The sequence below is a fragment of the Nocardia sp. NPDC058176 genome (assembly GCF_042883805.1).
Classification (GTDB): Bacteria; Actinomycetota; Actinomycetes; order Mycobacteriales; family Mycobacteriaceae; genus Nocardia.
On the sequence record NZ_JBHVVA010000001.1, the window covers coordinates 996225 to 1008897 of the forward strand.

Sequence of the window (12673 nt, forward strand, 5' to 3'; positions counted from 1 at the left end):
GCCGCCGTCACACGCGGACGGCGGGCAGCACCCCGGACAGGACGGCACCGACCTGCGCCACGGCGCGGTCGGTGCTGCCGGTGGGCTGGAACAGGTGGCTCAGGGTGAGCCGGACCATGATCTCGACGATCGAGGTGAGTTCGTCGTCGTCGAGCTCGCTCATCCGGTACTGCTCGCGGACGGTGCCGGTGAGCGCGGCGACGGCCCGGCCGAGCACCGGCTCCGGGTCGCTGACCAGGGCGGGCAGCAGCGCGGTGTCGGCGTCCTGGCGGGCCGACAGCACCGCCTTGATCAGTGGGTTGTCGCCCGCGTTGCGCAAGGTGTAGTCCGCTGCTGCGGTCATCCCGGCCAGGGGATCGTCGGGGTGTTCGGCGAGCGTCTCGGTGATGCCGGTGAGGTAGACGCCGGTCTCGCGCTCGATCAGCGCGTCGGCCAGGGCCTGCTTGGTGCCGATCTCCTTGTAGAGGACCGGCCTGCTGATGCCGACCTCCTTGGCCACGCGCGACATGTTGACCGCGCCCCACCCCTCGGTGACGACCATGCTGCGGGCGGCGTCGAGCATGCGGTCGCGCAACAGCTGACGCATCTCGGTCTGGAAGTTCGGCGATTCGGCCACTCGATCATCGTACATGTGCTATCGATTCTGCTCGATCATTGACAACATAGCCAAAAGTGTATTCACTGAGAACACTATCGGCTATGTTGTAAACGAAGTAAGCAATATCCGAGTCGGTGTCTCGGTGATCAGGAGAATGACAATGACGACATCTCGAATCGACGACCACGAAGGGTCGGCGCCCGCCGCGCTGCACTGGCGTGACCCGAAGCGCTACCTCTGGTTGTTCGGCCTGGTCGCGCCCAGCTCGGCGCTGGTGGCCACGGCCTTCGTCTGGACCTTCAACCAGCTCGGCTGGCACGCCGTCGCCCCGGTGTGGTGGTGGCTGGGGCCGCTGCTGGTCTACGTCCTGCTGCCGATCCTCGACCGGTTCTTCGGCCCCGACGGCAAGAACCCGCCGGAAGAGATGATGGAGCGGCTGGAGAACGACCGCTACTACCGGTACTGCACCTACGCCTACATCCCGCTGCAGCTGGTGAGCCTGGTCTTCGCCTGCTACCTGTGGTCCGCCGACAACCTGTCCTGGCTCGGCCTCGACGGCGGCCTCGGGCTGGTCTCCAAGATCGGCCTCGCCTTCACCATCGGCGCGATGGGCGGCATCGGCATCAACACCGCGCACGAACTCGGGCACAAGAAGGACGAGCTGGAACGCTGGCTGTCCAAGATCACCCTGGCCCAGACCGGCTACGGCCACTTCTACATCGAGCACAATCGCGGTCATCACGTCCGGGTGTCCACGCCCGAGGACCCCGCCAGCGCGCGCTTCGGTGAGTCGTTCTGGACGTTCCTGCCGCGCAGCGTGTGGGGCAGCCTGCGCTCGGCGTGGGAGCTCGAGCGCACCCGGCTCGAGCGACTGGGTAAGGGCCCGTTCACGATTCACAACGACGTGCTCAACGCCTGGTTGATGACGGTGGTGCTGTGGGCCGTGCTGGTCGCGGTGTTCGGTCCCGTTATCCTGCCGTTCCTGCTGATCCAGGCGGTGTACGGCTTCTCCCTGCTGGAGACGGTGAACTACCTCGAGCACTACGGGCTGCTGCGGCAGAAGACCGCCTCGGGCCGCTACGTGCGCTGCACCCCCGAGCACAGCTGGAACTCCGACCACATCGTCACCAACATCTTCCTCTACCACCTGCAGCGCCACAGCGACCATCACGCCAACCCCACCCGCCGCTATCAGACGCTGCGGCACATGGACGGCGCGCCCGAACTGCCCAGCGGTTACGCCAGCCTGATCGGCCTGGCCTACCTGACGCCGCTGTGGCGCAGGGTGATGGACCCGCGCGTGCTCGCGCACTACGACGGCGACATCACCCTGGTCAACATCCAGCCCGCCAAGCGGGACAGGATCCTGGCGAAGTACGGAGCGAACTGATGGCCGCCTACACCTGCCCCGTGTGCGACTACGTCTACGACGAGCGGATCGGCGCTCCCCGTGAGGGTTTCGCCGCCGGGACCGCGTGGTCGTCGATCCCCGACGACTGGTGCTGCCCGGACTGCGGCGTCCGCGAGAAGGTCGATTTCCAGCTGAACGAAGGAGCATCGCGATGAACGACTACAAACTGTTCCGCTGTGTGCAGTGCGGCTTCGAGTACGACGAGGCGCTGGGCTGGCCCGAGGACGGCATCGAGCCCGGCACCCGCTGGGACGACATCCCCGAGGACTGGTCCTGCCCCGACTGCGGCGCCGCCAAGGCCGATTTCGAGATGCTCGAGGTGAGCCGCGGATGAGCGGGCGCGTCGTCATCGTCGGCACCGGGGTCGCCGGTGCCACCGCCGCCCAGACCCTGCGGCGTGAGGGATACGCGGGCGAGATCGTGCTCATCGGAGCCGAACCGGATCTGCCCTATCGTCGGCCCGCCGTGTCGAAGGAATTGCTCGCCGGGACCGCCTCGTTCGATCGCACGGTGCTCAAGCCGGTGAAGTTCTGGGCGGACAACAGGATCGATCTGCGGCCGGCCATGCGGGTCGAGGCGATCAATACCGACCGTGCGACAGTGCGATTGGGCACCGGTGAGGTGCTCGGCTACGACAGCCTGCTGCTGGCCACCGGCGCCCGCGCGCGTTCACTCGAGACCGCTGCCACCCGGGTGCACACCCTGCGGACGCGCTCCGATGTCACCGCGCTGCAACGCGCGATCGATGTCGGTGGGTCACTGCTGATCATCGGTGGTGGTCTCATCGGCTGTGAGGTCGCGGCCACCGCGCGTGGGCTCGGTGCGGAGGTGACGCTGTTGAACGCAGGACCCGTGCTGCTCGATCGGGTGGTGCCCGAGAGCGTGTCCGAACTCGTGCGTGGCATCCATGTCGAACACGGTGTCGAGGTCGAGAACGGCGTCGTGACAACGCAACTCGTCGACACCAGTGATGGAGTCACGGCGACCGGCGCGGACGGGCGCACCTGGACGGCGGCCGTCGCGCTGGTCGCGATCGGGTCGGATCCCGACACGGTGCTGGCCGAGGCGGCGGGGTTGGCGGTCAACGACGGCATCGTCATCGACCAGCACTACCGCACCTCGGCACCCGGCGTCTTCGCGGCGGGTGACGCGACCACCGGATTCCACCCGCTCCGAGGCGAATTCGACCGCGGCCAACACTGGAACTCCGCCATGACCGCGGGCGCCGCGGCCGCCAAGGCGATCCTCGGGCACCCGGCCGGTCCCGCGGAAGTCCCCTGGGGCTGGACCGACCAGCACGGCCTGTCGCTCCAGTTCGCCGGGTGGATCCACCCCCACGACGACCTGGTGATCGACGGAACCCTGGATTCGCGGGACTTCCTCGCGGTCGCCCTGCGCGACGGACGCCCCGTCGGCGCCGTCGCCATGGCCCGACCGCGAGAACTGCGCGCCACTCGCGCCCTCATCGCGGCCGGTGAACCCTGGTCCACGACAGCGCCAGAGGTGGTCGGGGTCCGCTGACGACCGGCTGTCCGTCGCGGTCGACCCGTGTCCCTGACCGGCACGCCGTCAGGGCACGGGTCTGCCGTCCTCGAGATAGACCGTCGTCCCCTCCGCACGGGCTCGGCGAGCCGCCGCCACCCGGCGGGCCAGGACGTCGGGGAGCCGCTGTGCGGCCTCCTCGGCATCGCACCACAACCAGCCCCGCAGCTCCTCGGACCGCAGCGTGATGCCCGCCGTCCGATCGACACCGAGGAACCCGCCGTCGTAGACCAGCATGACGCCGTCGTTCGGGTAGCGGCCGGGCGGAACCCAATCCACCACCAGCAGCCGACCGACCGGCACGGTCAGGTCCAGCTCCTCGCCGATCTCGCGGAGCACCGCGGCCCTGGGCGATTCACCGGCCTCGACGAGACCACCCGGTAGCTCCCAGTGGTCGGTGTAGGTGGGCTCGACCAGCAGTACCCGGCCCACGTAGTCGACGAACAACGCACCCGCGCCCATGCGCTTCACAGGCAGCTCGGTGATCAGGTCAGCTCGCTCGGCTTCCATGCACGCCACCCTATGCGTCACCGTACCTGTGGCACCGCACTTTTCGAGGCCGACCGCGAGGTTCGGGCAGGATCGGGATCGGTGGCGCCGCGCGAGATCGACGCGGATCGAACCCGAACGTGCCGAAACGTGTCGGTGCCCGGATCTAGTGTGCGGACATGGGACATGGAGTGGATGCGAAGCGAATCGTCGTCACCACGCCGGTCGGGCACGTGGGGTCGCGGGTGGTGCGGCTACTGCTGCAGGCGGGCGTTCGGCCCACGGTGTTGATGCGTGATCCCGGCCGATTGGTGCCCGAACTCCGGGAGTACGTCGACGTGGAGCAGGTCGATCAGGGCGACGTGGAGGCGGTGGTGCGGGCGACGCGCGGCGCCGATCGGTTGTTCTGGGTGGACCCGCCCGCACTGGTCGACGGTGACCCGGTGGCCGGGTACGCGCGGATGGGGGAGTCCGCGGCTCGGGCGGTGGCGGAGAACGGGATCGGCGGGACCGTGTTTCTGAGCAGTGTGGGCGCCGAACTCCGATCGGGGGCGGGGGAGATCGACGGACTGGCGAAGACCGAGGAGCTGTTGGACTCGACCGGTGCGAATGTCGTGCATCTGCGCTGCGGCTACTTCTTCAGCAACCTGCTCACCCAGCTCGACGAGATCCGGGCCGGGACCTTGTCCACGCCGTGGCCCCTCGACCACCCCATGGCCTGGGTAGATCCGCGTGACATCGGCGAGATCGCGGCGGCCCGCTTGCTCTCGGACGCCTGGACGGGTCGCGAGGTGCAGGGCGTGCACGGCCCCGAGGACCTCACCTTCACCCGCGTTGCCGAGATCCTGAGTCGCGAACTGGGCCAGGAGGTGACTCCGATCCAGATCACCCAGGAAGACCTGCGAGCCGCTCTGCACTCGGCAGGTCTGGGCCCCGCCCAGGTCGACGGCATCGCCGGAATGTCGGCAGGCCTCGGCCCCGGCTTCGTCCCCGAGATCCCGCGCACCCCGCTGAGCACAACTCCGACCACCTTGGCCGCGTGGGCGCGCGACCACCTGTGAGTCGCGGTAACCGGCCGGACACACCGACGGAGGCCACTACCGGGTTCCTGTTCGCTTCGCCGTGACGGGCGACAGCGGTGCCTTGTCATCCGCAGCACGAACCGGGCCGGTCACGAGAGTTCGTGACCGGCCCGGTATTTCGTACGCCGAGTGACTACCAGTGCACGCCCGGCAGGACGCGGCTCATGCGGGCCGCCGAGCCGGGCATCACCATGAGAGGGGTGAGGACCGGGGCGAGCACGGTGAGGGCGTTGCGGGTGGGCTCGGCCGGTTCGGCCGGTTCGGTCGGCGTGGGTTCACCGGGAACCGCGGCGGGCTTGCCCTTGGACGCGGTGGATTCGCCGAAGAGGCGGAAACCGGTGTGCATGATGGTGCGCTTGACCGAGGGCAGGAACATCTCGACCGCCTGGGCGAAGGTGCCCACGGGGGTGTCGATGCGGTCGGGGCGCTCCAGCAGGGCACGGACCACCACGTCGGCGGCGCGATCCGGATCGGGCAGCGGCAGGGCGCGGTAGAGATCGGTCGGCGCGATCATGGGCGTGCGGATCAGCGGCATCCGGATCGAGGTGAAAGTGACTCCGTCACCCCGGTTCTCGACGGCGGCGATGTCGCTGAAGTTGTCCAGGGCCGACTTGCTCGCGGCATAGGCGGCGAAGCGCGGAGCCTTGGTCTGCACGGCGATCGAGGACAGGTTGACGATGTGCCCGAACTGCCGCTCGCGCATCGACGGCAGCAGCGCCAGGATCAGCCGGACCGCCCCGAAGTAGTTCACCGCCATGGTCCGCTCGAAATCGTGCATGCGATCCACCGAATTGGCGACCGAGCGCCGGATCGAGCGGCCCGCGTTGTTGATCAGGTAGTCGACATGACCGTGGTCGGCGAGCACCTGCTTCACCAGGGTTTCCACGCCGACCGCGTCGGTGATGTCGCACGGGTAGGCGAACGCCGTGCCACCGGCGGCACGCACGGATTCCGCTGCCGCGGTGAGGTCGTCGACGCCGCGCGCGACCATCAGCACGGTCGCGCCGCGCCGGCCGACCGCGTGCGCGGTGGCCAGACCGATCCCGGAGGACGCCCCGGTGATCAGCACGACCCGGCCCGCCAGGCGGTCGGCGTCGGCGGCCGGACGCCCGCGGTGCGGGGCCAGATTGGCGCGCCAGAAGTCCCACAGCCGTCCGGCATAGGTGTCGAAGGCGGGCACGGTGAGCCCGGGCAACTGCGCCTGGGTCGATTCGGCGACGAACTGCGCGCTGAACCCGATGTGCGGGGCGACCTCGGCCGGAATCCCCGCCTGCTCGAAGAAGAAGTCACGCACCGCGTGCGCACCGGGCACATGGCCAAGCCCGCTCAGCGCGCGAGCGCTGCCGGGCACGGTGCCGATACCCGCGGGACCGCCCGCGGCCTGGGCGAGGGCGCGGTAGATCTCCCCGAAGGGCTGCGGTTGCGGGTTGACCAGGTGGAACGTGCGACCGTCGAGACCGTCGCGGCGCACCAGCCGGACCATCGCCTCGGCCACGTAGTCGACCGGCACCACATTGGTCGCGCCGAGATCGGGCAGCGGCAACGGCAGATCCGCGGGCAGCGAGGCCAGGGCCGAGATGGCGGAGAAGAAGTAGTAGGGACCGTCGATCTTGTCCATCTCGCCGGTGCGCGAATCACCGACGACGACCGCGGGACGGTAGACCCGCCAGCGCACGTCGGTGGCCTCGCGGACCAGCTTCTCGGCGGCGAACTTGGTGCGGTGATACGGCGAGGTCAGGTTCTGGCCGAGGTCGAAGTCCTCCTCGAAGAACTTGCCACGGTGATCACCCGCGACGGCCACCGAGGACACGTGGTGCAGCACCGCGTCGAGCCGGCGGGCCAGCTCGATCACCGAGCGGGTGCCCGCGACATTGGCCGCGTGCGCGGTCGCCTCGTCGGCGGTCATGTCGTAGACCGCGCCCAGGTGCAGCACGTGATCGGCGCGCGGCGGCTCGTCACCGAGGCCGAGGCCCTCGGCCGTCAGGTCTCCGACCAGGGCGAACACGCGATCGTTGTGGGGGTCCCGCGCGGTGAGGTCGTTGAACTTGGTCAGCGATTCGGCGCGCACCAGCACGTGCACGATCGCGGTGGGATCGGCCGCGAGCAGCCCCCGCACCACTCGCCGACCCAGAAATCCGGTACCGCCTGTCACGATGTAGGAAACCATCGCCCCTCCTGAAATTTTTTGAAACATGGTGTCGCGCAACAGTGATCCGGCATGCGGCGGTGGATGCGGGCATCAACGGTTGAGGTCCAGCGCCAGTGGCTGGAAGAGAAACCGGGCACTTCGTCGTCCCGGCTGCACCCAACCGTACTCGCCAGTAACCTAGCCGGGCAAGCTGATGGCGGGCCGGTACCGTGTGGGAATTGTCACGCATCACCGCAGGTCAAAGGGTATGTGTGACAGGAAATTTCAGTAACTGCTGGTTTCGGACAACTTGTCGCTATCCGCGTGCAGCGGCGGTGCCGACCCCCGCGACGGTCTCGGCCATCCTGGCGCGGAACACCTCGGGAGCGAAGGTGTCGGCGTGGGCGCGAATGGCCGCGGGATCGTAGGCGGCCGAGCGGAATTCCCGCATGCGCTCGGCCAGCGCCGCCACCACCGCGTCGTCGGAACCGGCCGGGACGTACTCACCGGTGACACCGGGGCGCACCGTGTCGAGTGCCCCGCCCGCGCCGACGGCGAGCACGGGCGTGCCACACGCCATCGCCTCCACCGGGACGATGCCGAAGTCCTCCACGCCGGGCATGAGCAGTGCCTGGCAGCGGCGGTACATGTCCTGGAGCACCTCGGCGGAGGTGGCGCCGAGGAAGGTCGTCTCCGGGCCTGCGAGCTCGGTGAGCTGGGCGCGGAATCGGCCCTCGCCGAGCACGACCAGGCGCACCCCGGCCCGCTGGGCGGCGCGGATGGCCAGGTCGGCGCGCTTGTAGGGCACCAGCCTGCCCGCGCAGAGGAAGAAGTCCTCGCGCGCCACGGTGGGATCGGGGGTGAACCGGTCGACCTGGACCGGCGGATTGATCACCGAGGCGGGCAGGCCCCACCAGTCGGTGACGCGCTGGGCGACGGCGTGGGAGTTGGCGACCACATGGGTCAGCCGGGGCGCGGCCCGGAGTTCACCGCGACGGGCCAGCGTGCCGAGCGCGCCGAGCGCGAGCTGACCCGCGCGGCCACCGGCCTCCTGGGCGCGGAATTCGCGGTCCCAGGCCCAGCGGGCGGGGCTGTGCACATAGGCGACCACCGGGGCATCGGTGGCGAGCGCGGCCTGGGTGGCGAAGGCGTGATGGCTGACGACGACGATGTCGAAGTCGCGCAACGGCATTCGGCGCAGCGCGCGCGGCACCAGCGGCAGCAGGGGAGCGTGGCGGCCACCGGTGTAGGTGTGCGCGCGGCTGAGCCAGGTGTCGTGCACGGTGTGGACGGGTTCGCGCAGTCCGGCCGGGTCGACGATCGGGGCGAAGACCTCGGCGTCGGGCCAGGTGCGGACGAATTCGCCGACCACGGCCTCCGATCCGCCGAACTCGGTGAAGCGTTCGTGCACGAGGGCGACACGGGTCATCGGGGGGTGCTCGTTTCGATCTGTCGGGGCGCCGCGGTGCGGCGCAGGGCGGGGGCGACCGGACGGCCGCGCAGCAGGCCGTCGACGGTGCCGCGGTCGATGGCGCGGCGGTAGACTTCGGCGGCTTCGGCGCAGGCCGCGATGGTCGCGTCGATGGCGTCGGCATCGTGGGCGGCGGAGGTGACGAACGACTGGCCGAGGACCCCGCGGACGAGCAGCTCCTGCAGGAAAAGGGTCCGAAAGGCTTGCGACGGTTCACCTTCGGCGTCGAGTGTGCGGAAGATCAGGCACGACGGTCGCCCGCGGACCTGCAGGTGCTCGGTCAGTCCGAGGTCGGCGGCGATCGCGTTCACGCCCTCGGCCAGCGTCCGGCCCGCCTGTTCCATCCGCGCCACCGGGTCCTCGGTGCGGTAGGCCCGCACCACCGCCCGGAACGCGGCCAGCGAGGCGGTCTCCGGGCCGTGCGTGGTCGAGAGCAGGAACACCCGATCGTGATCGGTGCGGAGGCCGCCGCGTTCGAGGTGTTCGCGCTTGCCCGCCAGCGCCGAGATCGGGAAGCCGTTGCCCATCGCCTTGCCCCAGCACGACAGATCCGGTGTCACGCCGTACACGGCCTGGGCGCCGCCCGCCGACCAGCGGAACCCGGTGATCATCTCGTCGAACACCAGCAGCGTGCCGTGCCGATCACACAGGGCGCGAACACCTTCCAGGTATCCGGGCAGCGGTTCGGCCATGGCGGTGGCCGCTTCCATGAACACCGCCGCCACGCGACCGTCGGCCAGGATCGCCGCGAGCGCGTCGAGGTCGTTGTAGGGGAACTTCACGGTGTCGACCACCGGAATGCCACCGGCCATGTCGGTGGTGCCGATGAACCAGTCGTCGACGGAGAAGAACGGCTGATCACAGATCGCGATGGTGCCGCGGCCGGTGACGGCCCGCGCCAGGCGCACGGCGGCGGTGGTGGCGTCGGAGCCGTTCTTGGCGAACTTCACCATGTCCGCGCCGGGGACCAGCGACAGGAAGTCCTCGGCGGCGAAGAGTTCGAGTTCGGTCGGCCGGGTGAAACTCAGCCCGTCCGCGGCCGCCTCCATCGCCGCGCGCAGGACCGGCTCGAAGCCGTGGCCGAGGGTGACCGCCCGCAACCCCATCCCGTACTCGACGAACTCGTTGCCGTCGACATCCCAGACCCGAGCGCCCTTGCCGCGCACCAGAATCGGCGCCATGTCGTCGGGATACTGATCGGCGCCCCTGGCATAGGTGTGTGCCCCGCCGGGAACCAGGTCGTGCAGGCGGGCCTGGATCGCGGTGCTGCGTTCGAAGCTGCGCATCAGCTGCCCCCTTCATCGGGCGTGGGAGCGGTTGTCGCCCACAGTGCGTGGTCGGTGCGGAGCCCGGTGGGACCACAGTGATCCCGGAGCACGCCTTCGCGCGTGAAGTGCGCGGCGGCGGCGACGGCCGGTGCGACCGGGTCGCCGGTGGGGATCTCGGCCGAGATCCGCCGGAGGCCGAGCGTGGTGAAGCCGTAGTCGACAACCGCGCGAAGGGCGGCCGCGCGCACGTCGACGGTGGCGAGGCCGGGGTCCGCCCAGGAATACAGGCCGAGCGCGTGGCCGGGAAGCTCGGGGTCGTAGAACCGGAATCCACCGGCGTAGCGGCCGTCCACCCGGAGCACGAGGATCAGTCCCGCTGGTGACCGCGGTGTCCGACGGCGGCGCGTCGGCGTGAGCGTGTGCACGACAACGGCGGGGTGGTGGGGCACCGTCAGGGATACCGGGTCGATGCGCGGTCGCCACCGCAGCCGGTGCCAGATCCGCCAGGCGAGCAGCCGCGTGGCGGCGGTGGCGACCACCGCCGGGGACGGGCCTCCCGTCGCCCGCGGCGGCGCGGGCGGGGTCGCGGATTGCCGGACGGCGGACGTCTCGATTCCGGGATACCCCCCGGCTGGGACGTCGGCCGGGGTCAGCGCCCACAGCGCGTGGTCCCGGGGTGCGCCGCCGGCGTCGAACGACAACGCCATGGTGGCCTCTCGGCGGAAGCCGAGGCTTCGGACACACCGCACGGCGGCCTCGTTGTCCGGTGCGATCGGGGCGATGATCCGGGTGACTCCGAGCGAGGTGAACAGATACTGGACCACCATCGCGCTGATCTGCACCATGACCCGGCGGCCTGCCCAGCGCGAGTCGATCCATCCGCTGAACTCCACCGTCCGCGACGCGGTGTCGACGACGTAGAACTCCGCCTGTCCCGCGAACTCCCCGTCGACCTCGATCACCGCCGAGTACCGGCGTCCGGCCCGCATGTCGGCCCAGGCGACCATGCATTCGCGCGCCCACCGCCGGGCCGTGTGACGACGTTCCCACGCCAGGGGTGAGCTGATCGAATACGGTTCGATCCAGCGCCGGTCACGCAGCCGGATCTCGCGCCACAGCGCCGCGTCGGACAACTGCGGCCCGCGCAGCCGGATGACGTAGGCGCCGGTGTCGACCGGGCCCAGCGTGATCCGCGACAGATCGGTGGTGGACCGAGCACGCGATGTCGTCGTGCGTGACATCAGGGGATCTCTCACTTTCGGTTCACCCTGACTGGGCTCGGTGAGCGGCGGCAACGACTCAGCCGTTGCGCGATCCGCCGGCGGGCGGCACCGGGTCGGCCCGCACCGGCCAGGACTGCCGGGGCAGGACCGTGGTCTCGGGATCGTAGGCGGCCGAGGGCTTCGCCGCGGCCGTGGTGTCCCCGCCGCCGGTTTTCGGCACGGGGCCCGCGCGGGGAACCGGAGCGGCCCTCGGTGTGGTGGCCTTCGCGGTCGACACGCGTTTCGGGGCAGGTGGTGCCGGTGCGGCGGCGGGTGGTTTTGCGGCAGGCGCGGGAACCGTCTCCGCCGCCGAGGCGACCGGTGGACCGGACTCGACCTCGGTGGGGGACTGCGCCGCCCGCTCTGTCGCGGCATCGGGCGTCGTCGGTTCGGTGGAATCGGGTGTGCCACCCGATCGACGGCCGATCGCCCCGCGGACGAGCACGATGGCCTCCGCGACGATGATGAGCGCGGCGAGCGCGGCGAACAGGCCTTCCTGGACCGGATGCGGGGCCACGAGTTGCGCCTTGGGGCTGCCGATCACGGTCAGGCGCGCCATGCCGAGCACCTGGCGGAACTCGATCTCGCGCGCGACATCGCGGGCGTCGAAGCTCAGCTCCGGCCGCAGTGGATCGTCGGCCAGCCGCTCGGTGAAGGTGTCCTCGACCACGCGGCGGTGCACCTCGAGATCCGCGGTCGAGCGGGCGATGGCCTCGGCCCGCATCTGGGACGCGGTCCGGTCCAGCGACTGCTGGACCGCGAGCGCCAGGCGCTCGGCGTGTTCGGGCGAATCGGACTGCGCTTTGATGATCAGCAGCGACGGCGCGGGGCCCGTCATCGCCGAGACCCGCGGGCGCAGATCCGCTTCCGACGGGGCGAGCCCGTTCTTCACCACGTCGGACAGGACCCGGTCCTGGGTGATCATCACGATGTAGGGCTGGGTCAACTCGTTGAAGACCGCGCCGATGGATTGCTGGGAGATCTGCGCGGTGAGGCTCGCCTCGTAGGTGCGCTCGCCGCCGTCGCGGACCAGCCACACCCCGGCGCCGACGAGCACCGCGACCACCAGGGCGATCGGCAGGGCACGCAGCAGCTGGCGCGCGTGCGCGGCGATGTTCACCCCGGACGCGGCCGCCGGACCGTCCTTGTCGTTCGAGTCCACGCTGGCCTCACTCACACTTCCCCCAAACTCCGCACACCCGAACCGTGGCGATGTTATCTCGGGTTCTGGTATGCCGCGAGGCGGTGCGCCGTGGCATCGGACACGATTACCCGAAAACGACGCCGACCAAACGCCGCCGCGTCGGAAAACCTGGCACAATTCGAGCACGTCGGTGTGGTGTCATCCACTCGACACGGAGTTCTGTATGACACGGGCACGCTTGTCGCTGATCCGTGGTGTGGCGATCGCTGGAGGATTGA

The 12673-nt window shown here is 70.0% G+C and carries 12 protein-coding genes; 5 read left to right on the plus strand and 7 right to left on the minus strand.

The features are described 5' to 3' along the window. Positions 1 to 7 precede the first annotated feature (7 nt). On the minus strand, positions 8 to 616 hold the full coding sequence (locus ACFVVM_RS04765; protein ID WP_387612965.1) for a TetR family transcriptional regulator: 609 nt from the start codon (positions 614 to 616) through the stop codon (positions 8 to 10). 142 nt (positions 617 to 758) lie between these two features. On the opposite strand from ACFVVM_RS04765, the gene ACFVVM_RS04770 reads away from it, so the two are divergent. Genes ACFVVM_RS04770 through ACFVVM_RS04785 form a run of 4 tightly spaced genes read left to right on the plus strand, consistent with a single transcriptional unit; the run spans position 759 to position 3530 of the window. After that, positions 759 to 1988: an alkane 1-monooxygenase gene (locus ACFVVM_RS04770; protein WP_387612966.1), complete on the plus strand. Its 1230-nt coding sequence runs from the start codon at positions 759 to 761 to the stop codon at positions 1986 to 1988. Next, a complete protein-coding gene (locus ACFVVM_RS04775) occupies positions 1988 to 2164 on the plus strand; it encodes a rubredoxin (protein WP_387612968.1) in 177 nt (58 codons plus the stop codon). Before ACFVVM_RS04770 ends, ACFVVM_RS04775 begins: the two co-directional genes overlap by 1 nt. Then, the gene (locus ACFVVM_RS04780) at positions 2161 to 2343 is read left to right on the plus strand and encodes a rubredoxin (RefSeq protein WP_387612970.1); all 183 of its coding nucleotides are present in this window, start codon (positions 2161 to 2163) and stop codon (positions 2341 to 2343) included. Before ACFVVM_RS04775 ends, ACFVVM_RS04780 begins: the two co-directional genes overlap by 4 nt. Beyond that, positions 2340 to 3530 (plus strand): NAD(P)/FAD-dependent oxidoreductase, encoded by a 1191-nt coding sequence (locus ACFVVM_RS04785; RefSeq protein WP_387612972.1) that lies wholly within the window; start codon positions 2340 to 2342, stop codon positions 3528 to 3530. The genes ACFVVM_RS04780 and ACFVVM_RS04785 overlap by 4 nt, the downstream gene beginning before the upstream one ends. Positions 3531 to 3578: 48 nt before the next feature. Here the strand turns inward: ACFVVM_RS04785 and ACFVVM_RS04790 are convergent, their stop codons facing one another. Further along, entirely contained in the window at positions 3579 to 4061 is a 483-nt protein-coding gene (locus tag ACFVVM_RS04790) for an NUDIX domain-containing protein (RefSeq protein WP_387612974.1), read from the minus strand. Positions 4062 to 4219: 158 nt separating this feature from the next. Here ACFVVM_RS04790 and ACFVVM_RS04795 point away from each other — a divergent pair, with 158 nt between their 5' ends. Beyond that, on the plus strand, positions 4220 to 5101 hold the full coding sequence (locus tag ACFVVM_RS04795; RefSeq protein ID WP_387612976.1) for an NmrA family NAD(P)-binding protein: 882 nt from the start codon (positions 4220 to 4222) through the stop codon (positions 5099 to 5101). Positions 5102 to 5255: 154 nt separating this feature from the next. On the opposite strand, the gene ACFVVM_RS04800 is transcribed toward ACFVVM_RS04795, so the two are convergent. From ACFVVM_RS04800 to ACFVVM_RS04820, 5 genes are all read right to left on the minus strand, one after another. Then, positions 5256 to 7289: an SDR family oxidoreductase gene (locus tag ACFVVM_RS04800; RefSeq protein WP_387612978.1), complete on the minus strand. Its 2034-nt coding sequence runs from the start codon at positions 7287 to 7289 to the stop codon at positions 5256 to 5258. A gap of 277 nt (positions 7290 to 7566) precedes the next feature. Next, positions 7567 to 8679 carry a glycosyltransferase gene (locus ACFVVM_RS04805; RefSeq protein WP_387612980.1) on the minus strand — a complete coding sequence of 371 codons (1113 nt, stop codon included), beginning with the start codon at positions 8677 to 8679 and terminating at the stop codon, positions 7567 to 7569. Next, positions 8676 to 10007, minus strand: coding sequence for a glutamate-1-semialdehyde 2,1-aminomutase (locus ACFVVM_RS04810; protein WP_387612982.1), 1332 nt, complete (start codon positions 10005 to 10007; stop codon positions 8676 to 8678). Before ACFVVM_RS04810 ends, ACFVVM_RS04805 begins: the two co-directional genes overlap by 4 nt. After that, positions 10007 to 11245 carry a GNAT family N-acetyltransferase gene (locus tag ACFVVM_RS04815; RefSeq protein WP_387612983.1) on the minus strand — a complete coding sequence of 413 codons (1239 nt, stop codon included), beginning with the start codon at positions 11243 to 11245 and terminating at the stop codon, positions 10007 to 10009. The genes ACFVVM_RS04810 and ACFVVM_RS04815 overlap by 1 nt, the downstream gene beginning before the upstream one ends. Positions 11246 to 11288: 43 nt before the next feature. Then, complete coding sequence (locus ACFVVM_RS04820; protein ID WP_387612985.1) at positions 11289 to 12413, minus strand: hypothetical protein; 1125 nt, start codon at positions 12411 to 12413, stop codon at positions 11289 to 11291. Between the last annotated feature and the right edge of the window lie 260 nt (positions 12414 to 12673).